Origin of the sequence: Rhodosalinus sp. 5P4 (genome assembly GCF_041365695.1) — a bacterium.
Lineage (GTDB): Bacteria > Pseudomonadota > Alphaproteobacteria > Rhodobacterales > Rhodobacteraceae > Rhodosalinus.
Window position 1 is genome coordinate 190,831 of sequence record NZ_JBGFSJ010000001.1, and the last position, 25,636, is coordinate 216,466.

The following is a 25,636-nucleotide window of genomic DNA, read 5'->3' on the forward strand; positions in this document are numbered from 1 at the left end:
GCGCGCCCGGGCAGGGCGGGCGCCCGAAACAGCGCGGCGGGCATGAGCGCGTGGCTCGTCTCGCTCGAGGGCACGGCGGCGGGCGAGACGCTCGCCGCGGCGCTCGCGCTTTTCGCGGCCTTCCTGCACGCGGTCTTCGGGGCGCTTCAGAAGGGCCGGCACGACCCCTGGCTCAGCCGCGGCGCGATCGACGCCGCCTATGCGGCGATGGCCGCGCCCTTCGCCCTTTTCGTCGTGCCCTGGCCCGAGCCGCACATGTGGCCGATCTTCGCCGGCGCCATGGCGATCCACCTGGGCTACAAGATTCTGCAGGCCCTGGCCTACACGCGGGGGGCCTATACGGTGGTCTACCCGGTGGTGCGCGGGACCGGGCCGCTCTTCGCGGTGCTGGGCGCGCTCGTGATCTTCGGCGAGGCGTTCACGCCGATGCAGTGGCTGGGCCTCGCGGTCCTTCTGGCGGGGATCTTCGGCCTCGCCGCCTACAACCTCGCCACCTGGCCCACAGCGCGCGAGACGCTGCCCGCGGCGCTGGGCCTTGCCGTCGCGACCGGGCTCTTCGTGGCGCTCTACACCACCTGGGACGCCTACGGGATCCGCGCCACCGCCGATCCCTTCACCTTCCTCGCCTGGTTCTTCCTGCTCGACGGGATCATGCTGCCGGGCTTCGTCTACCTCTACTGGCGGCGGATGCCGGCGCGGCCCGCGGCCGCGGGCCTGATGCTGCGCGGCGTGATCGGCGGCCTCGTGGCCTTCGGCAGCTTCGGCTCGGTGATGCTGGCCACCCGGCTCGACGACGTGGGCGAGGCGGCGGTGCTGCGCGAGACATCGACGGTCTTCGCCGCCCTCATCGGCTGGCTCGCGCTCAAGGAGACGGTTGGGCCGCGCCGGATCACGCTGATGGCCTTGATCGCGGCGGGGGCCGTGATAGTGGAAGCCAATGGCTGACAACCGCCCCACCGACCCGAAGCCCGTGGCCCCCTGGCTCAAGCAGACGCTGGAACTGGGCCCGCCGCTTCTGTTCTTCGTGATCTACCTGCGGCTCAGGGACGAGGTCTTCACCATCGCCGGCACGGAGTATTCCGGCTTCATCGTGGCGACGGTGGCCTTCGTGCCGATTCTGCTTGCCTCGATTGGGGTGCTCTGGTGGCTGACCGGACGGATGAGCCGGATGCAGGTCTTCACCGCGATCATGGTGGTCTTCTTCGGCGCGCTCACCGCCTGGTTCAACGACGAGCGCTTCTTCAAGATGAAGACGACGATCGTCTACGGCTTCTTCGCGGCGCTGCTCGGGCTCGGGCTTCTGCGGGGGCGGAGCCTGCTGGCCTACGTGCTCTCGGAGGCGCTGCCGATGCGCGAGGAGGGCTGGATGATCCTCACGCGGCGGCTGACGGCGATGTTCGCCGCGCTCGCCGTGGGCAACGAGTTCGTCTGGCGCACCATGTCCACCGACGCCTGGGTCAAGATCGAGACCTTCGGCTTCCCGATCCTGCTTTTCGTCTTCCTCTGGTGGCAGATCATGGCGCTCCAGCATCACATCGAGGACGGGGACGAGGGCGGGCGCTGAAAAAGGGGGGCTGTCCGCCCCCCTCGGGGCGTCGCCCCTCACCCCCCGAGAGTATTTGCGCCAAGAAGAAGGGGCGGGCGCGGCCCTAGCCCTTCTGTCCGAACAGGATCTTCTGCGCCTCGCGGTCGTCGGCGGCGGAGCTGCGCATCTCGGCGGCGAGGTCGCGGCCCGTCCGCACGGCGGGGCGCGCGCCCACCTCCTCGAGCCAGCGCTTCATGTGGGGCTTGTCGTCCAGCGTCTGCTCCTGGCCTTCCCAGAGCGAGGCCCAGGGCCAGATCGCCATGTCGGCGATGGAGTAGAACTCCCCGGCCGCGTAACGGGTCTCGGCGAGCCGGGTGTCGAGCACGCGGTAGAGCCGCGCGGTCTCGTTGCGGTAGCGATCCTTGGCATAGGACAGGTCCTGCGGCGGATCCATGGCGGGCGCGTATTTCAGGAAGTGATGCGCCTGGCCCGCCATCGGGCCGAGCCCGCCCATCTGCCACATGAGCCACTCTTCCACCGCCACGCGCTCGCGCTCGGTGCTTCCGTGGAAGCGCCCGGTCTTGCGGGCGAGATATTGCAGGATCGCCCCCGATTCGAAGACGGAGATGGGCCGGCCGTCGGGGCCTTCGGGGTCCACGATCGCGGGCATGCGATTGTTGGGTGCGATTTTCAGGAACGCGGGGTCGAACTGGTCGCCCTTGCCGATGTTCACGAGCTTGACCTCGTAGGGCAGCTCCATCTCCTCCAGCGCGATGGCGATCTTCCAGCCATTGGGCGTGGGCCAGTAATGCAACTCTATCGGTCGGGTCATCCGGGCCTCCTGTGCTGGCCGTCAGGATGACGTGTTCGGCAGCAATGACAAGGCCGCGTCCCCGTGCGCCGGCGCAAGAAGCCGTGACCATCGGGGTTGCGGGCGTTGGGGCAGCTGGGCGCGGAGCGCTGCGAGCGGCAGGGTCTCGGGGCGGCGGAGAAGTGCGCGGTAGAGGTCGAAGACGCCCGGGCGGAGATAGGCCGACCAGTGGCAGACGCGCCGCGCCGGGGCCGCGACGGGGAAGCCGCGCGCGCGCAGCACGGCGAGGGTGGCCGGGTCGTCGAGCTGGAGCGTGAGCGCGCCGGGCCGGTCACCGAGACCGTGGCCGAGCGTGAGGTCGCCCCGCCGCGGCGGGCCGATCAGCCGCTCGAGCAGGAAATCGAAGAGATCGTTCTCGCGGCTCGTGACGTTGACGATCTCCGCCGCGCGGCCCGCGGGCGTGGCGAGCGCCGCCTCGGCACGGCTGGCGAACTCGGCGCCCGCGAGCAGGATGGCGCGGGTCACGGCCCGCTCGGGCAGCCGGGCAAGGGCTTGCAGCACCACCCGCGCGCCCAGCGAATGGGCGAGCGCGTGGATCGGACGGTGCGGCGCGGTGGCGTGCAGCACCTCGATCGCCTGGGCAAGCGCCGCCCCCGCCCCCGCCGCGCGGTCGTAGGCCTGCCAGATCGTGCCGCGCGCGTTCCAGCCCAGCGCGATGCCGAGCCCTTCCTCGGGACCGCCGGCGCCGAAGCCGAGGCCGCGCGGCCAGCTGAGCGCCTTCCAGCAGTCTCCGCGCTCTTCGAGCGAGAGGATGTGGCCGTGCGGGCAGCGCGCGGGGTGGCCGGGACGGAACTTGTAGCCATGCACCATCACGATGATCGGCCCGCTGCCCGTGCGCGCCGCCTCGGCGAGCAGCGGCCCGGGCGCATCGGCACTCCCGTGCAGGTGCGGCGTCTCGCCCAGTGCATCCAGTCGCAGAAGCGGCATCGCCCATGCCCCACTACATGTTGTGGGCAACGCTTAGGGCGGCCATACGAAACTGGCGTGACGGCGGAGTTACGGATTCGTGACGGTGTTGACGTGCAACAGCGCCGCGGGTAACCGCGGTCCCGTGGCGATTTGTTCACCGGATTGCGGGCCACGCGAAAGATACCGCTAAAGAGGTCAGGACGAAGGGGCCCCCGTTCGCTTGACCGCGCGTGGGGGCTTTTTCGTCCGGGCGAGCCCCGGGGGAGGTGCAGGATGTCGGAGGGCTGGAAGCCGCGCACGCGGCTGGTGCATGGCGGCGCGCGGCGCTCGCAATACGGGGAGGTGAGCGAGGCGCTCTTCCTCACCCAGGGTTTCGCCTACGACAGTGCCGAGGCCGCCGAGGCGCGGTTCCGCGCCGCCGGCCCCGACGAGTTCATCTACGCCCGCTACGGCAATCCGACGGTGGCGATGTTCGAGGATCGCATCGCGGGCCTCGAGAGAACCGAGGACGCCTTCGCGACCGCGAGCGGCATGGCGGCGGTGTCGGGCGCGCTCATGTCGATGCTGCGGGCGGGCGATCATGTCGTGGCCGCCCGCGCGCTCTTCGGTTCCTGCCTTTACGTGCTGGAGGAGGTGCTCGCCCGCTACGGGGTCGAGGTGAGCTTCGTGGACGGCACCGACCTCGATCAGTGGCGCGCGGCGCTGCGCCCCGGCACGCGCGCGGCGTTCTTCGAATCCGTCTCTAACCCCACGCTGGACGTCATCGACATCGCCGCCGTTTCGGACATCGCCCATGTCGCCGGCGCGACGGTCGTCGTGGACAACGTCTTCGCCACCCCCGTCCATTCGCGGGCCGCGCTGCAGGGCGCGGACGTGGTGATCTATTCCGCCACGAAGCACATCGACGGGCAGGGCCGGGTGCTTGGCGGCGTCATCCTCGGAACGCGGGAGTTCATCCGCGGGACCGTGGAGCCCTACATGAAGCATACGGGCGGTGCGCTTTCGCCCTTCAACGCCTGGGTTCTCCTGAAGGGCCTGGAAACCATGGATCTGCGGGTGCGGGCGCAGACCGAGACGGCCGCGCGGCTGGCCGCGGCGCTGGAGGGTCACCCGAAGCTGTCGCGCGTCCTCTATCCCGGCCTCGTCTCGCATCCGCAGCACGCGCTGGCGCAGCGGCAGATGGGCGCAGGGGGCACGATGCTCGCGCTGGAGCTCGCCGGCGGGCAGGAGGCGGCGTTCCGCTTCCTCAATGCCCTCGATCTTGTCGTCATCTCGAACAATCTGGGCGATGCGAAGTCGATCGTCACCCATCCTGCCACGACGACCCATCAGCGCCTGCCCGAGGCGCAGAAGGCCGTGCTGGGGATCACGCCGGGGCTCGTGCGGCTCTCTTGCGGGCTCGAGGACGGCGACGATCTGCTGGCCGATCTGACCCGCGCGCTCGACGCGGCATGAGCGGTCCGGGGGCGGCGTGAGCGCCGGGCGCGGGCCGGAAAATGCCGCGTCGCCGTTGGATTTCCGCCCGCGCCCGTCCTATGTCTTCAGCCGATAGAGGATCTGCCGAAGGGGCGAGCCCGATGAATGTGCATGTGAGCGAGATGGAAACGGCGCCCGACCGCAAGGAGGCCGAGATGGCGCTGGCCCGGCTGCGGCGCTGGATCGAGGACGCGAGCGAGGAAGAGATCGCCGCGCTCGACCCGGCTGTCCTGCGCCTGCTGCCGAACTCCGGCGCCTACCCCGAACTCGCGCGCGACTATCCGGAAGATTTCCGCGCCGACGCGGCCTACAAGGCCACCTTGCCCGATCTTCAGAACGGCCCGGCCGCACTGATCCGCGGCGCGCGGCGGCCGATCCAGCATGTGGGCATCTCCAACTTCCGCCTGCCGATCCGCTTCCATACCCGCGACAACGGCGACCTGACGCTCGAGACGTCCGTCACCGGCACGGTGAGCCTGGAAGCCGAGAAGAAGGGCATCAACATGAGCCGCATCATGCGGAGCTTCTACGCCCACGCCGAGCGGGTGTTCAGCTTCGACGTGATCGAGGCGGCGCTCGACGACTACAAGAGCGATCTCGACAGCCTCGACGCGCGCATCATGATGCGCTTTTCCTTCCCCGTACGGGTGGAGAGCCTGCGCTCGGGCCTGTCGGGCTACCAGTATTACGACATCGCGCTCGAACTGGTGGAAACGGCGGGCCAGCGTCGCCGCATCATGCATCTGGACTACGTGTATTCGTCCACCTGCCCCTGCTCGCTGGAGCTGTCGGAACATGCGCGGCGGGAGCGGAGCCAGCTCGCCACGCCCCATTCGCAGCGGTCGGTGGCGCGGGTCTCCGTCGAACTGACGGGCGAGGGGTGCCTGTGGTTCGAGGATCTCGTGGAACTCTGCCGCCGCGCGGTGCCCACCGAGACCCAGGTGATGGTCAAGCGCGAGGACGAGCAGGCCTTCGCCGAGCTCAACGCCGCGAACCCTATCTTCGTGGAGGACGCGGCGCGGCTTTTCGCCGCCGAGCTGGAGCAGGACGCGCGGGTGGGCGACTTTCGCGTGGTGGCCAGCCACCAGGAGAGCCTGCACAGCCACGACGCGATCTCGGTGCTGACCGAGGGTGACACCTTCGCCGCCGAAAGCCTGGATCCGAAGCTCTTCGCCACGCTGATCCACGCGCGCTGACGCGCGCTCAGCCGCGGTGCCGGCTCATCCACCAGGTGATGCCGCCAACGCGGACGCCGGCGCGGCTGTCGCCCTCGGCCGTGTCCTGCGGCGGTTGCACCTCCTCGGCCCCTGCGGCGAGCGCGGTGCGGTGCGCGGCGGCCGGGTCGGCGACCCAGACATGCACATGCGCCTCGGGCCCGTCCGGGGCCTGGCCGATCATCACCGTGCCGTCGTCGAGGCGCAGCGTCATGTGTCTGATCCCGCCGCCTTCGTGGCGGTGCGCCTCCAGCACCTCCGCGCCGAACACGGCCTTCAGGAAGTCGGCCTGCGCCGCCGCATCGGAGACGATGAGGTAGGGGGCCACACTCGTCTGCCCCTCGGGTTTCCAGTCCATCGCGTGCCCTCCACGGTCCGAGCGTCTCACGAAGACGCGGTGCAGGGCAAGGCGCGCGCTTGACAGCCGCGCGACGGCCCGCCAACGCTCCGCCTCATGTTCGATCTGCGCCCGGTTGGATACGTCATCGGCCTGCTCGTCGCCGTGCTCGGCGCGGCGATGCTTCTGCCGATGCTGGTGGACATCGCCGAGGGGCGCGGCCACTGGCCCGTCTTCGCCCAGAGCGCCTTCGTCACCGGGCTTTCGGGCGGGCTCATCGCGCTGGGCTGCGCCAACGGCGCGCAGGAGCGGCTCTCGATCCAGCAGACCTTCCTTCTGACCACGGGCGTGTGGCTGGCCTTGCCGGTCTTCGGCGCGATCCCCTTCGTCCTGGGCGCCACGGAGGCGCGTGTGGTGGACGCCTTCTTCGAGGCCATGTCGGGGCTTACCACGACGGGCTCGACCGTGTTCTCGGGCCTCGACGGGATGCCCAAGGGCCTGTTGCTGTGGCGCGGCATCCTGCAATGGCTGGGCGGCATCGGCATCATCGTCGTCGCCATGGTCTTCCTGCCCGAGCTTCGGGTGGGCGGAATGCAGATCTTCCGCGCCGAGGCGTTCGACACGATGGGCAAGATCCTTCCCCGTGCCACCGAGATCGCGATGCGCATCTCGACGATCTACCTCGCGCTGACCCTGGTTTGCGCGCTCGCCTACATCGCGAGCGGGCTGAGCGCCTTCGATGCGACCGTTCATGCCATGACCACGATCGCCACGGGGGGCTTCGCCAACTACGATTCGAGTTTCGCCGCGTTCGGCGCGTCGACGCAGTATGTCGCGGTGATCTTCATGCTGCTCGCCGCGTTGCCGTTCGTGCGCTTCGTGCAGTTGACGGCCGGAACCGCGCGGCCGCTCCTTCAGGACAGCCAGGTGCACGCATTCCTCGCCGTCGCGGCGGGCGTCGCGGCGATCCTCGCGTTCGGTCAGGCCCTCGCGGCGGGCAGCCTCTCCGAAGCAACGATCCGTGCCTCGCTGTTCAACGGCGTGTCGCTCCTGACCGGCACGGGATACGCCTCGGCGAACTACATGATCTGGGGAAGCTTCGCGGTGGCGGTGCTGTTCTTCACGGGTCTCGTCGGGGGCTGCGCGGGATCGACCTCCTGTTCGATCAAGGTGTTCCGCTACCAGCTTCTTTTCGCCTCGATCCGGTCGCAGCTCGCGCGCATCCACGCGCCCCATGGCATGTTCACCCCGCGCTACGACGGCCGGCCGGTGGGCGAGGACGTGATCGGTTCGGTGATCGCCTTCTTCGTCTTCTTCATCGTGACCCTCGGGCTGCTTTCCGTCGCGCTGGGGATGACAGGTCTCGACATCACCACCTCGGTCTCGGGCGCGGCGGCGGCGCTGGCCAATATCGGCCCCGGCCTCGGAGACGAGATCGGCCCGGCCGGGAACTTCGCGGGGCTCAACGACGTGGCGAAATGGCTGCTGGCCTTCGCGATGCTGATCGGGCGGCTGGAACTGCTGGCCGTCTACGCGATCCTGACCGTGGGCTTCTGGCGCGCCTGAGGGCGCGCGCGCCGGCCGGCGGTCACTCCCAGCAGCTCACCAGCACGGTCATGTCCATCGCGCGCCGCGTCAGGTCCTCGGGCGCGATCGCCGCCGCCGGCTGCGCCGTGCGCGCCGGGACGCCCGCCGCCTCGATCAGGGGACGCAGGGCGTCCGACCTGGCGGCGAAGCGGACGTCGCCGGGCAGCTGCCGGTCGCCCTCGGCCCGGGGCAGCAGGAGGCCCATCACCGCGCCGGTCTCGTCGAAGACAGGCCCGCCCGCGTCGCCCGGCAGCGCGTCGAGGTCGAGGCGCTTGATCTCCGTCTCGCCCTGAAGCCCGTTCAGCGCCGCGAGCCGGCCGAAGGTCAGCGTGGGCGCGGTGAGTTGGCCGCCGAAGGAGTAGCCCGAGACCGCAACCTCGGAGCGCAGGCGCGCCGACCCGTCGGAGAAGGCCGCGACCTCGGCGGGGGCGAGCGCGGAGACAGGCCGCAGCACCGCCACGCCGAGCGCCTCGTCGAGCGTGACCACCCGCGCGTCGAACTCGCCCTCCAGCGTGATCCGGCCGCAGCCCCGAACGGCCTCGGCGGTGGTGAGCACCGTGCCGCGATCGTCGATGTAGAAGCCCGAGCGCGAGAGCCTCGGCACCCGCACCGCGAGCCCCGAGACAAGGTCCACGGCCTGCGCGTCGTCGCTGCCCGCGCTGGGCGGCAGAACGCCGGCGAGGCGGGTGAAGCTTTCGCGCATCTCCTCGAGCAGGCGCGCGCGGCGCGTCTCGTCGTCCGCCGGCCAGACCAGGGTGAAACCCTTGATCCGTCCGCCCTCGAGCGATGCCTCCGTGTAGGAGACGATCCCGGCGTTCCGGCCTTCGAGCGTGAAGCGGTCGCCCGTCCGCGTGCGCGGCCCTTCGGGCGGCACGATTTCCAGCGTCTGCATGATGTCGAAGAGCCCCGCGAGCGTGTCGCGGTCGCCGGCCTGGCTGATCAGCAGGACGCGCGCGTCCTGCACCTCTCCTGTCGCTTCGTAGTGGGCGAACGGGTATTCATGGCGGTCGAAGGTGACCGCGGCCGTGGGCATCAGCATCTCGATCCCCGCCGTGGCGTCGGCCACGCTTGCAAGGCCCAGCTCCTCGAAGATCGCGTTGTACTGGCCCAGCAGCGCGGCGCGCTGGCGGGTCGTCAGGATGCCCGTGACCTCGTGGCCGTTGGCCGCCTGCCAGTCGGCCATGGCGCCGCGCGTGCCGCGCCCGAAGGCGGCGTCGATCGCACCGCCGTAGAATCCCGCCCAGCGCAACGCCTCCTGCAGTTCCGCGCGCTCCCGGCGGGTGAGCGCGGCCTCGCTCCGGCGTGCCTCGGCCGGGGTTTCCCCGGCGGGCTCCGGCTCCGGCAAGGGCGCGGGCGCTTCAAGGGTGCCCACCCCGTCCGCGCGGGGCAGGGCGGTGGCGGGGGGGTCGCGTTGGATCGCGCCCACGGGCCAGAAGCGCTGCCCGTAATCGGAGCTTCGCGCGATATAGCTGTCGCCGGGGATCAGCCCCGCGTTGCGATAGCGGAAGAGAAGCGTGGAGGCGTCGTCGCGCGGGTAGGGGCCGAGCGTGACCGCGTACCATCCCGCGCCGAGCGCGAAGCCATTCACGTCGGGCAGGCGCGCGGCGTAGGCCCGCGCGCGGGTCTGCGCCTCCTGGAGGCTGGGCAGCGCCTCCACCTGCACGAAGACCCTCTCGGCCTGCTGCGCGGCGGCGGGCCGCAGAAGTCCGATCACGACGAGCGAGAAAACGACGAATACCCTGACCATTACTGCTCTTTTCCGTTGGCTTGCCTGCGATGGAGAGTTTACCGCAACACGAGGCGGTTGCGAGCGGGAATTTCCCGGGCCGGGGCGCGTTTCGCGGGCGCGATTGACCGCGATGCCGCACCGGCATAGGTAAGGCGCGTTCCCGAGGCGCGAGGCAGGCATGGCAGAGGCAACGACGAAGCCGCGCAGCTTCCAGGAGGTGCTCCTGCGGCTGCAGATCTACTGGGCCGAGAAGGGCTGCGCCGTGCTTCAGCCCTACGACATGGAGGTGGGCGCGGGCACCTTCCACCCCGCGACCACGCTGCGCGCGCTGGGGCCCAAACCGTGGGCCGCGGCCTATGTCCAGCCCTCGCGCCGGCCCACCGACGGGCGCTACGGCGAGAACCCGAACCGGTTGCAGCACTATTACCAGTTCCAGGTGCTCATCAAGCCGTCGCCGCCCGACCTTCAGGAGCTCTACCTCGGCTCGCTCGCCGCCATCGGCATCGACATGGAGCTTCACGACATCCGCTTCGTCGAGGACGACTGGGAAAGCCCGACGCTGGGCGCCTGGGGGCTGGGCTGGGAGGTCTGGTGCGACGGGATGGAGGTGAGCCAGTTCACCTATTTCCAGCAGGTGGGCGGGCATGACTGCCACCCCGTCTCGGGCGAACTCACCTACGGGCTGGAGCGGCTGGCGATGTATGTGCTCGGCATCGATCACGTCATGGAGATGCCCTACAACGCCCCCGACGCGACCTTCCCGCTCAGCTACGGCGACGTGTTCCGCCAGACCGAGCAGGAATACAGCCGCTTCAACTTCGACGTGGCCGAGACGGAGATGCTGCTGCGCCATTTCGAGGACGCCGAGACCGAATGCGAGGCGATCCTCGCCCATCCGCAGGAGGATCCGAAAACCGGCAGGCGGATCGTCATGGCGCATCCCGCCTACGATCAGTGCATCAAGGCGAGCCACATCTTCAACCTGCTGGACGCGCGCGGCGTGATCTCGCCCACGGAGCGGCAGGCCTACATCGCGCGGGTGCGCGCGCTGGCGAAGAAATGCGCCGACGCCTTCGTCGCAAGCCCCGCCGGCGGCTGGAGCGCGCCCGATGCCGCGTAACCCCGGGCGGTCACACGGACGGTCCGCTTGCATGGCGCATCCGTCACGCCGTTGCGCCACGGCCGCGTTGTCCTGCCACAGGGAGGTGACCCGGTGACCGGGAAGCTCGTCAGCCTGCTGATCCTCGCAAGCGGCCTGATCGGGGGCGCGGCGCTCTGGTATCTCCAGATTCACGCCTTCTACGACGAGGTGCCGCCCTCGGGACCGGAGGACGTGCGCCTGACTGCCCGGGCAAGCGGCGCGCCAGAGCCCGTGGCCCACGGCGATTTCCGCGCCATCGACTCCGACAGCTCGCCGATCCGCTACCGCGCCTGCTTCACCGTCTCGACGCCGCGCGCGGACCTCGCGGAGACCTACGTCACGATCGAGGACGCCGTGCCGCTCGTCGCCCCGGGCTGGTTCGACTGCTTCGACGCGGGCGCCGTGGGCGCGGCGCTCGAGAATGGCAGCGCCACGGCCTTCCTCGGGGTGGAGAACATCGAATACGGCGTGGATCGCGTGGTGGCCATCTTCGAGGACGGTCGCGGCGTCGCGTGGCACCGACTGAACCGCTGCGGCGAGGAGGTCTTCGACGGCAAGCCCGCCCCCGAAGGCTGCCCGCCCCCACCGCAAGGCGAGACCTGATGCCCGATCTTCTCATCGAACTCTTTTCCGAGGAAATCCCCGCCCGGATGCAGGCCCGCGCGGCCGAGGACCTGAAGGCGCGCGTGACCGACGGGCTGGTGGAAGCGGGGCTCACCTACGCCTCGGCCGGCGCGTTCCGCACGCCGCGCCGCCTCGCGCTTGCCGTGGAGGGGCTGTCCGCGCGCTCGCCGGCCGTCACCGAGACGCGGCGCGGCCCGCGCGTGGACGCGCCCGAGAAGGCGGTGGAGGGCTTCCTGCGCTCCACCGGCCTCTCGCGCGAGGATCTCTCGGTCCAGGAGGACAAGAAGGGGTCCGTCTACGTCGCCCGGATCACCACGCCGGGCCGCGAGGCGGCCGAGATCGTGGCCGAGGTGCTCGAGAGCGTGATCCGCAACTTTCCCTGGCCCAAATCCATGCGCTGGGGCGCGGGCACGCTGCGCTGGGTGCGGCCGTTGCACGCGATCCTGTGCATCCTTTCGGACGAGGCGGGCGCGCAGGCGGTGCCGCTCACGGTGGACGGCATCGCCGCGCGCGACACGACGCGGGGTCACCGCGTGCACGCGCCGGACCCGTTTCCTGTCGTGAATTTCGATGATTACGCGGCGAAGCTGAAGCGCGCGAACGTGATGCTCGACGCCCAGGAGCGCGCCGGGCACATCCGCCACGACGCCGCCAACCTCGCCTTCGCGGCCGGGCTCGAACTGGTGGAGGACCGCGGCCTGCTGGACGAGGTGGCGGGGCTTGTCGAATGGCCCGTCGTCCTGATGGGAGAGATCGGGGCGGAGTTCCTCGACCTGCCGCCCGAGGTTCTGCGCACCTCGATGAAGGAACATCAGAAATTCTTCTCGGTTCGGAACCCGGCAACGGGCCGGATCGAGCGCTTCGTCACCGTGGCCAATGTAGAGGCGCCCGACGGCGGCGCCACGATCCTCGCCGGCAACCGCAAGGTGCTTTCCGCCCGGCTCTCGGACGCGAAGTTCTTCTGGGAGAACGACCTGCGCGTGGCGGAAGAAGAGCACATGCACCCCTGGCTCGACCGGCTCTCCACGGTCACCTTCCATGGCAAGCTGGGCTCCCAGGCCGACCGGGTCGCGCGCATCGCCGCGCTCGCCCGCGAGATCGCCCCGGCGGTGGGCGCCGCGCCCGACCGCGCGGGGGAAGCGGGCGGCATCTGCAAGGCCGATCTCATGTCCGAGATGGTCTTCGAGTTTCCCGAGCTTCAGGGCCACATGGGCCGGCTCTACGCCGAGGCGGCGGGTTTCGATCCCGACGTGGCCGCGGCGGTGGAGGAGCATTACGCGCCGCTCGGCCCCTCGGACGCGGTGCCCGAGGCGCCCGTGTCGGTGGCCGTGGCGCTGGCCGACAAGATCGACCTGCTGACGGGGTTCTGGGCGATCGACGAGCGGCCCACCGGCTCCAAGGATCCCTTCGCGCTCCGGCGCGCGGCGCTCGGCGTCATCCGCATCGTGCTGGCGAACGGTCTTCGATTGAACCTCGACCGCTTCGTCGACGCGCAGCTTCTGCGCCACAAGATCGCGCTCAACCGGGACGACGCGGAGGAAAAGGAGATCGAGGCGCTCGAGGGCATCCTGGACGAGGTCGCCCGTCACGGCGTCTTCGGCGCGGCCTTCCGCACTGTCCTGGGCCGGTTCGACGGGCAGGAGGACGCGCCCTCGACGGAGGACGGATCGCTCCTGCGCACGGTGGGCGATCTCGTGCCCGATCTTTCGACCGACCTGCTGGCCTTCCTTCACGACCGGCTGAAGGTGCATCTGCGGGGCGAGGGGCTGCGCCACGACGTGATCGACGCCACGCTCGCCATGCCGGGTTCGGACGACCTCGCGCTCGTGGTGGCGCGGGCCGAGGCGCTGGGCGCGCTGCTTGAAACCGAGGAGGGCGAGAACCTGCTTCAGGGGTTCCGCCGCGCCAACAACATCCTGACCCAGGCCGAGGACGCGGATGGCGTGGAATACAGCTTCGGCGCCGACCGCAGGCTGGCCGAGGCGCCCGAGGAGACGGCGCTCTTCGACGCGCTCGACGCCGCCGAGGCGGAGATCGGGCGCGCGCTCGCGGCCGAGGATCACGGCGCGGCGATGCGCGCGATGGCGGCGATGCGCCCCGCCGTGGACGCCTTCTTCGAGGCGGTGCAGGTCAACACCTCGAACTCGGTGGTGCGACGCAACCGGCTGAACCTGCTCTCGCGCATCCGCGACGTGTGCCTGCAGGTCGCGGACCTGCGCCGCATCGAAGGCTGAGCGGGCCCTTGCCAGCGCGCGCGCCGGGCGTATGCTGCGCGAGCTACCGGGAGGTGCCGCAGTGCAGCAAGACGAGGCCCGCATCACGGCCGTGACGGCCGACGCGCCGATCAGCGCCCCCACCCACGGGGGGCGCGCGAAATGCCTGCAGCGTCTCGTCCGGCTGGACCTGCCGGTGCCGCACACCGTCGCGCTGGGCTTTGCCGCGGTGCGCGACATCGCCCGTGGCGTGCCGCCCGATACCGCGACCATCCTCGGCCATTTCCCCGAGGACGCGCTGCTCTGCGTGCGTCCCTCGTCGGAGGATCCGGACTGGGGCGGGCCGGGGGCGATCCTCAATATCGGGATGAACGGCGCGCGCCACGCCGCCTTTTCGGAAACGCTTGGCGAGGAGGCCGCGACCTCGCTCTATTTCCGGTTCGTGCAGGCCTATGCGGTGCATGTCGCGCGGCTCGACCCGGACATGTTCGACGAGATCGAAGGCGCGGGCCAGCAGGCGCTGGGCGAGGCGCTGCGGGCCTACGAGGACGAGACCGAGGAGCCTTTCCCGCAGGATCGCGCCGTGCAACTGTCGGCGGTGCTGCGGTCCATGGCACGCGCCTGGGAGGGCACGACCGCGCGGCTTCTGCGCCGCGCGAAGGGGGCGCCCGACGATGCCGGGCTCGGCCTCGTCGTGCAGGAGATGGCCTTCGGCCTCGGCGCGGGCGAGTGCGGCTCGGGCGTGCTGCAGCTCGTGGACAGCACCACCGGCGAGGCCCGCGTCACCGGGCGCTATCTCAGCCAGAGCCAGGGCCGCGAGGCGCTGCGCGAAAGCGACGCCGCGCTCTACCTCGAGCGCGATCCGCGCGGCCCGTCTCTCGAAGAGCGCGCGCCCGAGGTCTTCGCCGAGCTTCTCGCCCATGGCCGGCTGATGCGCGAGAAGCTTCGCGACGAGATGCAGGTGGAATTCACGCTGGAGAACGGGCGGCTCTACATCCTCGACGGCGTGCGGGTCGCGCGCGCACCGCGCGCGGCGCTGCGCATCGCGGTGCAGCTTGCCGAGGAGGGGATCATCTCCCGTCACGAGGCGCTGATGCGCATCGAGCCGCGCGCGCTTTCGGAACTCCTGCACCGCCAGGTGGCGCCCGGCGCGCGCCGCAACCGGCTCGCCCGCGGGGTGGCGGCGAGCCCGGGCGCGGCCTCGGGCCGTGTGGTCTTTTCGGCGGAAGCCGCGCAGGCCGCGGCGGCCCGAGGCGAGGCCGCGGTTCTGGTCCGCCGCGAGACCTCGCCCTCGGACATCCGCGGGATGCACGCGGCGGTCGCGGTGCTGACCGAGCGGGGCGGCATGACGAGCCACGCGGCGGTGATCGGGCGCGGCCTCGGGCTGCCCTGCGTGGTGGGCGCGTCGGAGTTGCGCTTCCAGATGGGCAAGAAGCAGCTCACGGCGCCGGATGGCCGGACGCTGCGCGAGGGCGACATCATCACCGTGGACGGGACGTCGGGCGATGTCCTCGCCGGGGCGCCCGCGATGGTGGAGGCCGCGCTCGACGACGCGTTCCAGACCTTTCTGGGCTGGGCCGACGAGGCGCGCGACATCGGCGTGCGCGCCAATGCCGACACGCCCGCCGACGCGCAGACCGCGCGGAACTTCATGGCGCAGGGCATCGGGCTGTGCCGGACGGAGCACATGTTCTTCGAGGCCGACCGCCTGACGCCGATGCGCGAGATGATCTTCGCCGACACGCCCGAGGACCGGCGTGCGGCGCTCGACCGCCTGCTGCCGATGCAGCGGGGCGATTTCATAGAGCTTTTCCGCATCATGCAGGGTCAGCCGGTCTGCATCCGGCTTTTCGATCCGCCGCTGCATGAATTCCTGCCCTCCGACCGCGCCGGGTTGCGGGATCTCGCCGACGCGCTGGACCTGCCGCTGTCGGACGTCACACGGCGTGTGGAGGCGATGGGAGAATACAACCCCATGCTGGGGATGCGCGGGGTGCGGCTCGGCATCGCCGTGCCCGAGATCTACGAGATGCAGGCGCGCGCCATCTTCGAGGCGACGGTGGAAGCCAGCCGCGAGGGCGCGCCGGTCGTGCCCGAGATCATGATCCCGCTGGTTTCGGCCAAGCGCGAGGTGGAACTCGTCAAGACCCGGGTGGATTCGGTGGCCGCGGCGGTCTCCACGGAAAAGGCGGCGCGGTTTAGCTACCGCCTCGGCGTCATGGTCGAGACGCCGCGCGCCTGCCTGCGGGCGGGCGACATCGCGCAGCACGCGGCCTTCCTGAGTTTCGGGACGAACGACCTCACGCAGATGACCTACGGGCTGTCGCGCGACGATGCCGGGCGCTTCATGTCGGCCTATGTCGAACAGCGCGTCTTCGCGGAGGATCCGTTCCACGTGCTCGACGTGGATGGCGTGGGCGAGCTTCTGAGCATCGGCGCCGAGCGGGGCCGCGCCGCGCGGCCCGACGTCACGCTGTCGCTCTGCGGCGAGCATGGCGGCCATCCCGAATCGATTGCCTTCTGTCGGAAAGCCGGTTTCGATTACGTTTCCTGCTCTCCCTTCCGTGTTCCGATCGCGCGTCTTGCCGCAGCGCAGCTTGCGATCGCCGACAAGATCGCGCAGCCGGAGCGGCTTGTGGCGCCAATATCTGGTGCCTGACACTATCCGGTCGGCGGTGAGGCACCGACGCCGGGGCCCCCCGGGTGGACGTTTGCGACATCCTTGCGCTATAGAGCGGCGAAATTGAGACGACCTGTGGGGGCCGCCGAACGTCGGCGGAAAGAACATGCGTATCATTCTCGCTGCCCTGACCGGGCTAGCGGTGTCGGTCACCGCGGCCCAGGCGGAGCTTTCACTCGATCCGATGGGACACATCGTGCGGCAGGAGCAGGCCGCGCTGGGCGCGGTGCCGCGCGAGCGGCTGAAAAGCCTCGCCTCCGGCGATCCCGCGGCCGACACGCCGCTCGAGATCGACTATTCGCGCTCCTGGCTTTCGACGCGATCGGCCGCCGAGGGCGGAGAGGAGTGGCGCTGCCTGTCCGAGGCGCTTTATTTCGAGGCCCGCGGGGAAAGCGTGAAGGGCCAGTTCGCCGTCGCGGAGGTGATCCTGAACCGCGTGGACAGCGCGATCTTTCCCGACAGTGTCTGCGGCGTCGTGAAGCAGGGCACCGGCCAGCGGTATCAATGCCAGTTCACCTACACCTGCGACGGCCAGCCCGAGGTGATCCACGAAAAGACGGCATGGTCACAGGTTGGAAAGGTCGCCCGCGCGATGATCGACGGCGCGCCGCGCGATCTGACCAAGGGCGCCACGCATTACCACACCAAGGCGGTGAACCCGCGCTGGGCGCGCGTCTACCCGCGCACGGCGACGATCGGGGTGCATCACTTCTACCGCAAGCCGACGCAGCTCTCCTCGAACTGAGCGCGCTGCCGCAAACGGACGCCGGGATGCCGCGGACCGCCCTGTTCGCCGGCGGGCGGCGGCTGTAGGGTCCGCGGCGTTGCCGCTGCCGGAGCCCATGATGACACAGGACATCCGCCTTGCCTTCGCGCATCCCGCCGAGCGCGCGATCGCCACGGCCGACGATCGCCCGCGCGACCGGATCTCGTTGCGCGATCACGTGGTCGAGGTCGAGATCGGGGCCTTTCAGGCCGAGCGGGGCACGACGCAGCGCATCTGCTTCAACGTGGTGGTGGAGGTGCGCCAGGCCTCCGAGCCGCTGGACGACGACGTGGACCGGATTCTGAGCTACGACCGCGTGACGGAGGCCATCGCCCACGAGCTGGCCGCGGAACGTGTCAACCTTCTGGAAACGCTCGCCGAGCGCGTCGCCGAGCGCATCCTGCTCGATCCGCAGGCGATGCGGGCCTTCGTCCGCATCGAGAAACTGGACCGCGGGCCCGGCGCGCTCGGTGTCGAGATCGTGCGCACGCGGCGCGACCTGCCGCGCGAGCTGCACCTGGTGGGCGACGACGATCGCCCGCACCCGGCGATCGTCTACCTGTCGAACGCCGCCATCGCCTCGCCCCGCCTCGCGGGCTGGCTGGACCAGCTGGAGGCGGCGGGCCGGCCGGCCATCCTTTGCGTGGGCGTGCCGGAGCTTCCCGCGCCACGGACGCGGGCGCGGCTGGCCCAGCGCCGGATCGACCTGCTCGCCATCGAGCAGAACGCCTGGGTGCTGGCCGGCCGGGACGCGCGCTGCGTCGTGGTCGAAAGCCGGACGGAACTGGACTGGGCGATGAAGCACGGCCAGATCAGCGTCTGGGCGCCGTCGAAGATCGTTCTCGACGCCGCCGCCTCCCCGGAGGCGGAGCCGGGCGACGCTGTGGCGCTGGCCGCGTGGCTCGGCCAGCAGATGGACGCCGCGGAACTGCTGTTCATCGGCGAAACGCCGCCGGACGGGTCGGGCCTGCCGGTGCGCCGCGTGCCCGAGGCGGCCGAACGGCTCTGAGGCGCTTGCCAATCGAGGCGCTTTCGCCCATGCACCGGGCCAGATGATCTATTTCAGACCGCTCTTGCAGTCCGGTCCGGCGCGGCCGGCCGATGCGTTGTCCCTCGCCGGCGGCGCGCTTTGGTTCAGCCGGGTCGAGCGGCTGGAACGTGGCGCGCCCGCCCGGGTGATCGGCGCCTCGGAGATGCCGGATGACTGGCGCCATGCGCTGACCGTGCCGCGCCCGCCGGTGGCCGGCGTCGCGATGGACGCCCCGCGCCTGATGGGCATCCTCAACGTCACGCCCGACAGCTTCTCGGATGGCGGGCAGCATTTCGAGGCGGGCGTCGCGATCGCCCGGGCGCAGGCCATGGCGCGGGACGGGGCCGACATCCTCGACGTTGGCGGGGAATCCACCCGCCCCGGCGCGCAGCCCTTGCCGGAGGAAGAGGAGATCGCGCGCACCGCGCCGGTGATCGCGGCCCTGCACGGCACGGTGGCGGCGCCCGTCTCCATCGACACCCGCAAGACCGCGGTGGCACGCGCGGCCGTCGAGGCCGGCGCGCGCATGCTCAACGACGTCTCGGCGCTGACGCACGATCCCGCGCTTGCCGGCTATTGCGCCGAGGCCGGGCTTCCCGTCTGCCTCATGCACATGCAGGGCACGCCGGAGACGATGCAGGATGATCCGCGCTACGACGACGTGCTTCTGGATGTCTTCGACGGGCTTGCGGCGCGCATCGCCGCGGCGGAGGCCGCGGGCATCGCCCGCGCGCGGATCGTGGCCGACCCGGGCATAGGCTTCGGCAAGACCGTGGCGCACAACCTCGCGCTCATCCGCGGGCTGGCGCTCTTTCACGGGCTGGGCGTGCCGGTGCTGCTGGGGGCCTCGCGCAAGGGCTTCATCGGCAAGCTGGGCGGCGCGCCCGAGGCCGCCCGCCGCGCCCCGGGATCGATCGCCGTGGCGCTCGCGGGCGTGGCGCAAGGCGCGCAGATCCTGCGCGTGCACGATGTGGCCGAGACCGCGCAGGCGCTGCGGCTCTGGCAGGCGGTGCATCACGGAGAAGACCATGACGCGTAAGTTCTTCGGCACGGACGGGGTGCGCGGCACCGCGAACAGCTACCCCATGACGGCCGACGTGGCGCTGCGGCTGGGGCAGGCGGCGGGCCGCTACTTCCGCCGCGACACGGTCGCGGGCGCGGTGCATCGCGTGGTGATCGGAAAGGACACGCGGCTGTCGGGCTACATGTTCGAGAATGCGCTGACCGCGGGGCTGACCTCCACGGGCATGAACGTGCTGCTGCTCGGCCCGGTGCCGACACCCGCCGTGGGGCTTCTGACGCCCTCGATGCGCGCCGACCTGGGCATCATGATCTCCGCCTCGCACAACCCCGCGCACGACAACGGCATCAAGTTCTTCGGCCCCGACGGCTTCAAGCTGTCCGACGAGGCCGAACTGGAGATCGAGGCGCTGCTGGAGACGGGAGTCGATGCCGCCCCGGCGGGCGAGATCGGGCGCGCGCGGCGGATCGACGATGGGCGCTTCCGGTACGTGGAGCGGGTGAAATCCACCTTTCCGCAGGGCATGCGCCTCGACGGGATGAAGGTCGTGGTGGATTGCGCCAACGGCGCCGCCTATCGGGCCGCGCCCGAGGTGCTATGGGAACTGGGCGCCGACGTGGTGGCGGTGGGTGTTCGCCCGAACGGTTTCAACATCAATGACGGTGTCGGCTCCACCGCGCCGCAGGTGGCCGCGGAAACCGTGGTGGCCCACGGCGCCGATGTGGGCATCTGCCTCGACGGCGACGCCGACCGGGCGGTTCTGATCGACGAGACCGGCCAGATCGCGGACGGCGACCAGATCATGGCGCTCATGGCGACGCGCTGGGCGGGCGAGGGGCGTCTGCGCGACGGCACCCTGGTCGCCACGGTGATGTCCAATCTCGGGCTCGAGCGGCACCTCGAAGCGGCGGGCCTGCGCCTGGAGCGGACCCGCGTGGGCGACCGCTACGTGGTGGAGGCGATGCGCCGGGGCGGCTGGAACCTCGGCGGCGAGCAGTCGGGGCACATCGTGATGACCGACCACGCCACCACGGGCGACGGGCTGATGGCGGGCTTGCAGTTCCTCGCCGAGATGGTGCGCACGGGCCAGCCTGCCAGCCGCCTCGCGCGGCAGTTCGAGCCGGTGCCGCAGCTCCTGAAGAACGTGCGCTACGCCGCCGGACAGGCGCCGCTGGAGGCAGCCTCGGTGCAGGAGGCGATCCGTGCGGCCGAAGGCCGGCTCGGGGCGCGCGGGCGGCTTCTGATCCGGAAGTCGGGAACCGAACCGCTGATCCGCGTCATGGCCGAGGCCGAGGACGAGGCGCTGATGGCCGCGATCGTGGACGAGGTCGTGGCCGCGGTCGAGCGCGCGGTCTGAGGCTCAGTCGCGCCGCCAGTCCAGGCGGATCAGGACCGGCTGGGGGCCGTCGCCGGGCCGGCGAAGCACTTGCCCCACCACCGGCAGCCCCTCGGGCAGGCGTGGCAGGCGGGCGCGCGGCCGGCGGAGCGGCAGCCAGTAGCTCACCGGACCCGCGAGGATCACGACCTGGCGCGCGGGCCCGGCCCCGGCGATGTCGGCAAAAAGCGCGGGGCCGGGTCCGAGGCGCACGCGCCCGACCTCTTCCGCGCCGGCGAACCGCTGCGGGACGGTGGGCGTGATCAGGCCGAAGCGGTGCTCGTTCTGCGCCACGGCCGGCAGGTCGAGCGAGAAGACCTCGGCCGTCGCGTCCCCGAGCAGCAGAAGGCGGCGCACGCGCCCCGTGCCCCGCGGCGCGCCGGCCAGGTCGCGCCCCGAGATGTCGGGCACTTGCAGGAGTTCGAGGTTCGGACCGACCTCGATGTCCTCGTCGTCATCGAACTGCGCGAGGGCGGCGCGCCCCGTCGCGAGGGCGAGCGCCGTACCGAGAATGAGATTGCGCCGTCGCATGGACCCCCCTTGCCGGTCTTGCCGTCGGCCCGATCCTACACCATCGCCGGCGCGTGTCACGGGGTCCGTCGGAAGAGCGCGCCCAGCGCCCGCCACTGGCTGAGGACCAGCCCGGCAAGGATCAGCGCGAGCGCGGTCAGCAGCGAGGGCGGCAACGGCTCGTTCAGCAGCGCCCAGCCGAACATGACGGACCAGACCGGCACCTGGTAGTTCACGAGGTTCATGAAGACCGGGCCCGCGCTGCGGATCACGACGATGCGCAGAAGCGCCGCCGCCGCCGTCGGCACGAGCGCCAGCGTCACCAGCGCGAGGAGCGCGGCGCGCGGCGGCGCGACGGGCAGACCGTCCACGGCCAGCGCGACGGGCAGGGCGATCGCCGCGCCCACCAGAAGCGTGAGGCTCGCCAGCGCCACGGGGTCGATCGGCGGACAGCGCCGGGTGAGGATCGAGCTGACCGCGTAGCAGGCGGCCGCCGCGAGGCAGGCCAGCCGGCCAAGCGCCTCGCCCGCGACGCCGGTCGAGGCGAAGGCGCCCGGGCCGATGAGCACGGCAACCCCCGCGAACCCCACCAGGAAGCCCGCCACCCGGCGCCAGCCGAGCCGCTCGCCCGGGACGAAGACATGCGCGAGCGGCAGCACCATCAGCGGGACCGCCGCCATGCAGACCCCGGCGAAGCCGCTGGTGACGTAGGTCTGCCCCCAGGAGAGCGCCATGAAGGGCAGCATCGTGCCGGTCAGCCCGACGGTCAGAACATAGGGCCAGCGCGCCCGATCGTCGCGGACCAGCCGCACGGGCCCGCCCCGGAAGGCCCAGACCGCACACAAGAGCGCGGCGGCGAGCGTGAGCCGCCCGGTCGCGACCCAGAGCGGCGTGAACCCCTGAAGCGCGAGCTCGATTCCCATGAAGGTCGCGCCCCAGACGAGGCCGAGCGTGGCGACCATGCCCCAGCTGCGGGCGGTGATCACGGGCAGGTCGTGGGGAAGGGCGGTTTTCAAATCGGTTCCGTGACCTACATCAACTAGTAACGAGGCGGGACGGCCCGTGTTCGGCGGGCCTTGCTCTGCGCCTCGCAACCGCGACCGAAAGGAGGTTTCCTGATGGACGCGTACATCATTCCGACACTGGCGATCCTGACGCTTGCCGTCGTCGCCGTGATCGCCTGGGACAGCAAGCGCCGCACGGAGCGCCGCAAGCAGGACCCCGACGCGCCGAAAAGCGCGCTGGCCCGCGACGGCGATTCCAAGACGAAGGACGAGTAATCGCGTGACGCCCGGGCCGTCGCCGGCCCGGGCGCCGCGGCGCTCAGTTCTTCGAGCGATCCACCATCTTGCCGGCCGTGATCCAGGGCATCATGCCGCGCAACGTCTCGCCCACCTGTTCGATCTGGTGCCCGTCATTGATGCGCCGCGTGGCCTTGAACATCGGCTGACCGACCGAACATTCCTGCATCCAGTCGCGGGTGAAACGGCCCGTCTGGATATCGGTCAGGATGGCCTTCATCCTTGCCTTCGTTTCGTCATAGGGCAGCACGCGCGGGCCGGAGACGTATTCGCCGAACTCCGCCGTGTTGGATATCGAGTAATTCATGTTGGCGATGCCGCCCTCGTAGATCAGGTCCACGATCAGCTTCACCTCGTGCAGGCACTCGAAATAGGCCATCTCGGGCGCGTAGCCCGCTTCCACCAGCGTCTCGAAGCCGCAGCGGATAAGCTCCACCAGGCCGCCGCACAGCACCGCCTGCTCGCCGAAAAGATCGGTCTCGCACTCTTCCTGAAAGCTCGTCTCGATGATGCCCGACCGGCCGCCGCCGATGGCCGAGCAGTAGGAGAGCGCGGTTTCCAGCGCCTTGCCGGAGGCGTCGTTGTCGACCGCCACCAGGCACGGCACGCCGCCGCCCTTGGTATATTCGCCGCGCACCGTGTGGCCCGGGCCCTTGGGGGCCATCATGATGACATCCACGCCGGGCTTCGGCTCGATCAGGCCGAAATGCACGTTGAGGCCATGCGCGAAGGCGATGGCCGCGCCGTCCCTCAGGTTGTCGTGGACGTGCTTGTAGTAGGTCTCCGCCTGAAGCTCGTCGGGCATGGTGAACATCATCAGGTCGCACCACGCCGCCGCCTCGGCGATGCCCATGACCTGCAGCCCTTCGCCCTCCGCCTTCTTCGCGCTCGCCGACCCCTCGCGCAGTGCCACGGCCAGGTGCTGCGCACCCGAGTCGCGCAGGTTCAGCGCATGGGCGTGGCCCTGGCTGCCGTAGCCCAGGATGGCGATCTTCTTGTCCTTGATGAGATTGATGTCGCAATCGCGGTCGTAATAAACGCGCATGTCCTTGGGTTCCCTTGTGTTCCGATGCGGCGACACTACCCATCTTGCGGCGAAAAGGATTTCATTTTCGCAAGCATTCCGGCATGATGCGCAAACTTCATTCGTAAGTAGTTCGATAAGGCGTGTCATCATGCTCGACGACCTTGACCGGCGCCTGCTGCGCCATCTTCAGGCCGACCCGGCGCTGGGGCCCAGCGCACTTGCCGAAAGGGCGGCGACCACGCCGGCGGTGGCCTCGCGCCGGCTTGCCCGGTTGCGCAGCGCGGGCGTGCTGAAGGGCCGCGAGGCCATCGTCGACTGGCGTGCGCTGGGCTTCGCGGTGGAGGTCTCGCTGCGCTTCACGCTCGACAAGACGCAGCCGCGCGCCTTCGACGAATTCCTGGAGGAGGCGCGGAAGGTGCCCGAGGTTCTGGAAATCCAGACATTTCTCGGCCGCGTGGACGTGCGCCTGTCGGTGATCGCGCGCGATCTCGCGCATTACCAGGACATCTATCGCCGCCGCATCCTGAGCTTGCCGCACATCGCCGACATCGAGGCGCTGATGCATGTGGCGCGGATCAAGGAGGGAGAGGCGGTGCCGCTGTGACCGCGCTCGACGAGACCGACCGGGCGCTGTTGCGTGCCCTGGCCCGGGATGCGGAGCAAAGCGCCGGCGCGCTCGGCCGGGCGCTGGGGCTCAGCCAGCCCGCGGCCTGGCGCCGGCTGAAGCGCCTGGAAGAAGCGGGCGCGATCCGCGGGCGCCGGGTGGTGCTCGACATGGCGGCGCTGGGATATGGGGTGACCGTCTTCCTCGGCGTGAAGCTCGCCACCAAGGGCCGCGCGAGCCTCGAGGATTTCGAGCGCGCGGTCACCGCCATCCCCGAGGTCCAGACGGTGGAGCATGTGCTCGGTCTTTACGACTACCGGCTGCGCGTGGTCGCGCGCGACATCTCGGATTTCGAGCGGATCCTGCGCCGGCGCATCATGACGCTGCCGGGCGCGGGCGCGGTGGAGGCGAACGTGCTGCTGTCGGAAGAGCGGCGCCCGGGCCCGCTCTAGGCAGTGCCGGAACCGCGCGTCCCGCGCGCGCCGAGGCCAAGCTGCATCAGCGCCTTACGCACGGGCGCCGCCGAGTAAAGCGCCTGGATCCCGGCGGCGCGTGCGTCCCGCAGCGGCCGCGCCGACTGCATCGAGACCCGGTTCAGCATCGACACGCCCGCAACCCGCGCGGCCACCTCCGCGTAGCGCCGGCGGTGATAGGCCTGCAGGAGATCGGCCTCGCCCAGCCGGTCGGGCGCGCCTTCGGCAAGCTCCAGCAGAACGCGCAGGTCGGCGAGGGACATGTTCAACCCCTGTGCCCCGATGGGCGGCACCACATGCGCCGCCTCGGCCATCAGCGCCAGCCGCTCCGACCAGAACCGCTCGGCGATCTGCGAGATGATGGGCCAGATCGTGCGCCGCGAGGCGAGCGTCAGCGGCCCCAGAAGATGCGTCGAGCGCGCCGACATCTCGGCCTCGAACGCCTCGACCGGCAGGTTCAGCAGGCGCATCGCCTCGGGCCCTTCCTCCATCCAGACCACGGCGGAGGAGGGACGACCGTCCCAGTCCGGAAGCGGGACCAGCGTGAACGGGCCGCCCGTGCGGTGGATCTCGGTGGAGACGTTCTCGTGCGGGATCGGGTGGGTGACCGCAAAGGCCAAGGCCTTCTGCCCGAACCGCGTGGTGCGCGCACCGATCCCGGCGGCGTTGCGCATGGCCGAATTCCGCCCGTCGGCGGCCACGACAAGGCGCGCACGGGCGGTGGTTCCGTCGCTCAACCGCACCCGGGCCTCAGAGCTGCGGGTGAAGAGGCCGGTGGCGGCGACGCCGGGGCGAAAGACCACGTTGGGCAGCTCGTCGAGCCGGCCGGTCATCTCGCGCCGCAGGAGCCAGTTGGGAAGGTTCCACCCGAAAGGCGCGTCCGAGAGGTCGGCCGCGTCGAAATCCCGTGTCACGCGCGGCTCGGCCACCTCTCCGCCCGCGTCCATGATCCGCATGACCTGAAGCGGCATGGCGTGGGGCGCGAGGCGCTCCCACAGGCCCGCGCGGTCCAGCAATGCGCGGGCCGGTTGCAGGAAGGCGGTGGTGCGCAGGTCGGAGCCTTCGGCGTCACGCACCGTCACCGGGGGGGCGGGATCGACGCAGAGGACCGAGAAGCCTGCCGTGCCGAATGCGGCGGCGGCGGTGAGCCCCGCGATCCCGCCGCCCGTGACGATGATGTCGTGATCCATGGCGCGCCCTCTTGTTTGCATCGAACCTAGCGC

Annotated in this window: 24 protein-coding genes and 1 riboswitch; of the genes, 16 read left to right on the forward strand and 8 right to left on the reverse strand. The window is 70.6% G+C overall.

Going from position 1 to position 25,636, the window contains the following annotated elements:
- Positions 1 to 42: 42 nt before the first annotated feature.
- Complete coding sequence (locus AB6A69_RS00920) at positions 43 to 945, forward strand: EamA family transporter (RefSeq protein WP_371059282.1); 903 nt, start codon at positions 43 to 45, stop codon at positions 943 to 945.
- The gene (locus AB6A69_RS00925; RefSeq protein WP_371059283.1) at positions 938 to 1,564 is read left to right on the forward strand and encodes an inner membrane-spanning protein YciB; all 627 of its coding nucleotides are present in this window, start codon (positions 938 to 940) and stop codon (positions 1,562 to 1,564) included. Before AB6A69_RS00920 ends, AB6A69_RS00925 begins: the two co-directional genes overlap by 8 nt.
- Before the next feature lie 85 nt (positions 1,565 to 1,649).
- Here the strand turns inward: AB6A69_RS00925 and AB6A69_RS00930 are convergent, their stop codons facing one another.
- Both AB6A69_RS00930 and AB6A69_RS00935 read right to left on the reverse strand, forming a co-directional pair.
- Positions 1,650 to 2,357, reverse strand: coding sequence for a glutathione S-transferase N-terminal domain-containing protein (locus tag AB6A69_RS00930; RefSeq protein ID WP_371059284.1), 708 nt, complete (start codon positions 2,355 to 2,357; stop codon positions 1,650 to 1,652).
- Between the two features lie 21 nt (positions 2,358 to 2,378).
- The gene (locus tag AB6A69_RS00935; RefSeq protein WP_371059285.1) at positions 2,379 to 3,323 is read right to left on the reverse strand and encodes a DUF726 domain-containing protein; all 945 of its coding nucleotides are present in this window, start codon (positions 3,321 to 3,323) and stop codon (positions 2,379 to 2,381) included.
- 114 nt (positions 3,324 to 3,437) lie between these two features.
- Positions 3,438 to 3,516, forward strand: a riboswitch (SAM riboswitch).
- Between the two features lie 62 nt (positions 3,517 to 3,578).
- Between AB6A69_RS00935 and metZ the strand changes: the two genes are divergently transcribed.
- Positions 3,579 to 4,760, forward strand: coding sequence for an O-succinylhomoserine sulfhydrylase (metZ, locus tag AB6A69_RS00940; RefSeq protein WP_371059286.1), 1,182 nt, complete (start codon positions 3,579 to 3,581; stop codon positions 4,758 to 4,760).
- Positions 4,761 to 4,882: 122 nt separating this feature from the next.
- A complete protein-coding gene (folE2, locus tag AB6A69_RS00945; RefSeq protein WP_371054791.1) occupies positions 4,883 to 5,977 on the forward strand; it encodes a GTP cyclohydrolase FolE2 in 1,095 nt (364 codons plus the stop codon).
- Positions 5,978 to 5,984: 7 nt separating this feature from the next.
- On the opposite strand, the gene AB6A69_RS00950 is transcribed toward folE2, so the two are convergent.
- Positions 5,985 to 6,353, reverse strand: a complete 369-nt coding sequence (locus AB6A69_RS00950; protein ID WP_371059287.1) for a VOC family protein — start codon at positions 6,351 to 6,353, stop codon at positions 5,985 to 5,987.
- A gap of 96 nt (positions 6,354 to 6,449) precedes the next feature.
- On the opposite strand from AB6A69_RS00950, the gene AB6A69_RS00955 reads away from it, so the two are divergent.
- Positions 6,450 to 7,898, forward strand: coding sequence for a TrkH family potassium uptake protein (locus AB6A69_RS00955; RefSeq protein ID WP_371059288.1), 1,449 nt, complete (start codon positions 6,450 to 6,452; stop codon positions 7,896 to 7,898).
- A gap of 22 nt (positions 7,899 to 7,920) precedes the next feature.
- On the opposite strand, the gene AB6A69_RS00960 is transcribed toward AB6A69_RS00955, so the two are convergent.
- Positions 7,921 to 9,666 (reverse strand): trypsin-like peptidase domain-containing protein, encoded by a 1,746-nt coding sequence (locus AB6A69_RS00960; protein WP_371059289.1) that lies wholly within the window; start codon positions 9,664 to 9,666, stop codon positions 7,921 to 7,923.
- 160 nt (positions 9,667 to 9,826) lie between these two features.
- Between AB6A69_RS00960 and AB6A69_RS00965 the strand changes: the two genes are divergently transcribed.
- The 8 genes from AB6A69_RS00965 to glmM all read left to right on the forward strand — a co-directional run bounded on the left by AB6A69_RS00965 (position 9,827) and on the right by glmM (position 20,480).
- Positions 9,827 to 10,768 carry a glycine--tRNA ligase subunit alpha gene (locus tag AB6A69_RS00965; protein WP_371059290.1) on the forward strand — a complete coding sequence of 314 codons (942 nt, stop codon included), beginning with the start codon at positions 9,827 to 9,829 and terminating at the stop codon, positions 10,766 to 10,768.
- Positions 10,769 to 10,861: 93 nt separating this feature from the next.
- Positions 10,862 to 11,392 carry a DUF6446 family protein gene (locus AB6A69_RS00970; protein ID WP_371059291.1) on the forward strand — a complete coding sequence of 177 codons (531 nt, stop codon included), beginning with the start codon at positions 10,862 to 10,864 and terminating at the stop codon, positions 11,390 to 11,392.
- Positions 11,392 to 13,647, forward strand: a complete 2,256-nt coding sequence (glyS, locus tag AB6A69_RS00975) for a glycine--tRNA ligase subunit beta (RefSeq protein ID WP_371059292.1) — start codon at positions 11,392 to 11,394, stop codon at positions 13,645 to 13,647. The genes AB6A69_RS00970 and glyS overlap by 1 nt, the downstream gene beginning before the upstream one ends.
- A 31-nt stretch (positions 13,648 to 13,678) precedes the next feature.
- Positions 13,679 to 16,285 (forward strand): putative PEP-binding protein, encoded by a 2,607-nt coding sequence (locus tag AB6A69_RS00980; protein WP_371059293.1) that lies wholly within the window; start codon positions 13,679 to 13,681, stop codon positions 16,283 to 16,285.
- A 127-nt stretch (positions 16,286 to 16,412) separates the two neighbouring features.
- Complete coding sequence (locus AB6A69_RS00985) at positions 16,413 to 17,051, forward strand: cell wall hydrolase (RefSeq protein WP_371059294.1); 639 nt, start codon at positions 16,413 to 16,415, stop codon at positions 17,049 to 17,051.
- Positions 17,052 to 17,151: 100 nt separating this feature from the next.
- Positions 17,152 to 18,081 carry a dihydroneopterin aldolase gene (locus AB6A69_RS00990; RefSeq protein WP_371059295.1) on the forward strand — a complete coding sequence of 310 codons (930 nt, stop codon included), beginning with the start codon at positions 17,152 to 17,154 and terminating at the stop codon, positions 18,079 to 18,081.
- 43 nt (positions 18,082 to 18,124) lie between these two features.
- Positions 18,125 to 19,141, forward strand: a complete 1,017-nt coding sequence (folP, locus tag AB6A69_RS00995; protein ID WP_371059296.1) for a dihydropteroate synthase — start codon at positions 18,125 to 18,127, stop codon at positions 19,139 to 19,141.
- Positions 19,131 to 20,480, forward strand: a complete 1,350-nt coding sequence (gene glmM, locus AB6A69_RS01000; RefSeq protein WP_371054801.1) for a phosphoglucosamine mutase — start codon at positions 19,131 to 19,133, stop codon at positions 20,478 to 20,480. Before folP ends, glmM begins: the two co-directional genes overlap by 11 nt.
- A gap of 3 nt (positions 20,481 to 20,483) precedes the next feature.
- On the opposite strand, the gene AB6A69_RS01005 is transcribed toward glmM, so the two are convergent.
- Together AB6A69_RS01005 and AB6A69_RS01010 are read right to left on the reverse strand one after the other, a co-directional pair.
- On the reverse strand, positions 20,484 to 21,029 hold the full coding sequence (locus tag AB6A69_RS01005) for a hypothetical protein (protein ID WP_371059297.1): 546 nt from the start codon (positions 21,027 to 21,029) through the stop codon (positions 20,484 to 20,486).
- Between the two features lie 56 nt (positions 21,030 to 21,085).
- Positions 21,086 to 22,024: a DMT family transporter gene (locus AB6A69_RS01010; RefSeq protein WP_371054803.1), complete on the reverse strand. Its 939-nt coding sequence runs from the start codon at positions 22,022 to 22,024 to the stop codon at positions 21,086 to 21,088.
- A 102-nt stretch (positions 22,025 to 22,126) separates the two neighbouring features.
- On the opposite strand from AB6A69_RS01010, the gene AB6A69_RS01015 reads away from it, so the two are divergent.
- A complete protein-coding gene (locus tag AB6A69_RS01015; protein ID WP_371036584.1) occupies positions 22,127 to 22,288 on the forward strand; it encodes a hypothetical protein in 162 nt (53 codons plus the stop codon).
- Positions 22,289 to 22,331: 43 nt separating this feature from the next.
- Here AB6A69_RS01015 and ilvC read toward each other — a convergent pair whose 3' ends face one another.
- A complete protein-coding gene (gene ilvC, locus AB6A69_RS01020) occupies positions 22,332 to 23,354 on the reverse strand; it encodes a ketol-acid reductoisomerase (protein ID WP_371059298.1) in 1,023 nt (340 codons plus the stop codon).
- 130 nt (positions 23,355 to 23,484) lie between these two features.
- On the opposite strand from ilvC, the gene AB6A69_RS01025 reads away from it, so the two are divergent.
- Positions 23,485 to 23,940 carry an Lrp/AsnC family transcriptional regulator gene (locus AB6A69_RS01025; protein WP_371059299.1) on the forward strand — a complete coding sequence of 152 codons (456 nt, stop codon included), beginning with the start codon at positions 23,485 to 23,487 and terminating at the stop codon, positions 23,938 to 23,940.
- Positions 23,937 to 24,392 carry an Lrp/AsnC family transcriptional regulator gene (locus tag AB6A69_RS01030; RefSeq protein WP_371059300.1) on the forward strand — a complete coding sequence of 152 codons (456 nt, stop codon included), beginning with the start codon at positions 23,937 to 23,939 and terminating at the stop codon, positions 24,390 to 24,392. The genes AB6A69_RS01025 and AB6A69_RS01030 overlap by 4 nt, the downstream gene beginning before the upstream one ends.
- Here the strand turns inward: AB6A69_RS01030 and AB6A69_RS01035 are convergent.
- The gene (locus tag AB6A69_RS01035; protein ID WP_371059301.1) at positions 24,389 to 25,603 is read right to left on the reverse strand and encodes a UbiH/UbiF family hydroxylase; all 1,215 of its coding nucleotides are present in this window, start codon (positions 25,601 to 25,603) and stop codon (positions 24,389 to 24,391) included. The two genes, AB6A69_RS01030 and AB6A69_RS01035, sit on opposite strands and share 4 nt — an antisense overlap.
- Positions 25,604 to 25,636: the final 33 nt, after the last annotated feature.

Coding starts and splice junctions, on each gene's coding strand:
- AB6A69_RS00920 (WP_371059282.1), top strand. CDS start 43: ATGAGCGCGTGGCTCGTCTCGCTCGAGGGCACGGCGGCGGGCGAGACG.
- AB6A69_RS00925 (WP_371059283.1), top strand. CDS start 938: ATGGCTGACAACCGCCCCACCGACCCGAAGCCCGTGGCCCCCTGGCTC.
- AB6A69_RS00930 (WP_371059284.1), bottom strand. CDS start 2,357: ATGACCCGACCGATAGAGTTGCATTACTGGCCCACGCCCAATGGCTGG.
- AB6A69_RS00935 (WP_371059285.1), bottom strand. CDS start 3,323: ATGCCGCTTCTGCGACTGGATGCACTGGGCGAGACGCCGCACCTGCAC.
- metZ (WP_371059286.1), top strand. CDS start 3,579: ATGTCGGAGGGCTGGAAGCCGCGCACGCGGCTGGTGCATGGCGGCGCG.
- folE2 (WP_371054791.1), top strand. CDS start 4,883: ATGAATGTGCATGTGAGCGAGATGGAAACGGCGCCCGACCGCAAGGAG.
- AB6A69_RS00950 (WP_371059287.1), bottom strand. CDS start 6,353: ATGGACTGGAAACCCGAGGGGCAGACGAGTGTGGCCCCCTACCTCATC.
- AB6A69_RS00955 (WP_371059288.1), top strand. CDS start 6,450: ATGTTCGATCTGCGCCCGGTTGGATACGTCATCGGCCTGCTCGTCGCC.
- AB6A69_RS00960 (WP_371059289.1), bottom strand. CDS start 9,666: ATGGTCAGGGTATTCGTCGTTTTCTCGCTCGTCGTGATCGGACTTCTG.
- AB6A69_RS00965 (WP_371059290.1), top strand. CDS start 9,827: ATGGCAGAGGCAACGACGAAGCCGCGCAGCTTCCAGGAGGTGCTCCTG.
- glyS (WP_371059292.1), top strand. CDS start 11,392: ATGCCCGATCTTCTCATCGAACTCTTTTCCGAGGAAATCCCCGCCCGG.
- AB6A69_RS00980 (WP_371059293.1), top strand. CDS start 13,679: ATGCTGCGCGAGCTACCGGGAGGTGCCGCAGTGCAGCAAGACGAGGCC.
- AB6A69_RS00985 (WP_371059294.1), top strand. CDS start 16,413: ATGCGTATCATTCTCGCTGCCCTGACCGGGCTAGCGGTGTCGGTCACC.
- AB6A69_RS00990 (WP_371059295.1), top strand. CDS start 17,152: ATGACACAGGACATCCGCCTTGCCTTCGCGCATCCCGCCGAGCGCGCG.
- folP (WP_371059296.1), top strand. CDS start 18,125: ATGATCTATTTCAGACCGCTCTTGCAGTCCGGTCCGGCGCGGCCGGCC.
- glmM (WP_371054801.1), top strand. CDS start 19,131: ATGACGCGTAAGTTCTTCGGCACGGACGGGGTGCGCGGCACCGCGAAC.
- AB6A69_RS01005 (WP_371059297.1), bottom strand. CDS start 21,029: ATGCGACGGCGCAATCTCATTCTCGGTACGGCGCTCGCCCTCGCGACG.
- AB6A69_RS01015 (WP_371036584.1), top strand. CDS start 22,127: ATGGACGCGTACATCATTCCGACACTGGCGATCCTGACGCTTGCCGTC.
- ilvC (WP_371059298.1), bottom strand. CDS start 23,354: ATGCGCGTTTATTACGACCGCGATTGCGACATCAATCTCATCAAGGAC.
- AB6A69_RS01025 (WP_371059299.1), top strand. CDS start 23,485: ATGCTCGACGACCTTGACCGGCGCCTGCTGCGCCATCTTCAGGCCGAC.
- AB6A69_RS01035 (WP_371059301.1), bottom strand. CDS start 25,603: ATGGATCACGACATCATCGTCACGGGCGGCGGGATCGCGGGGCTCACC.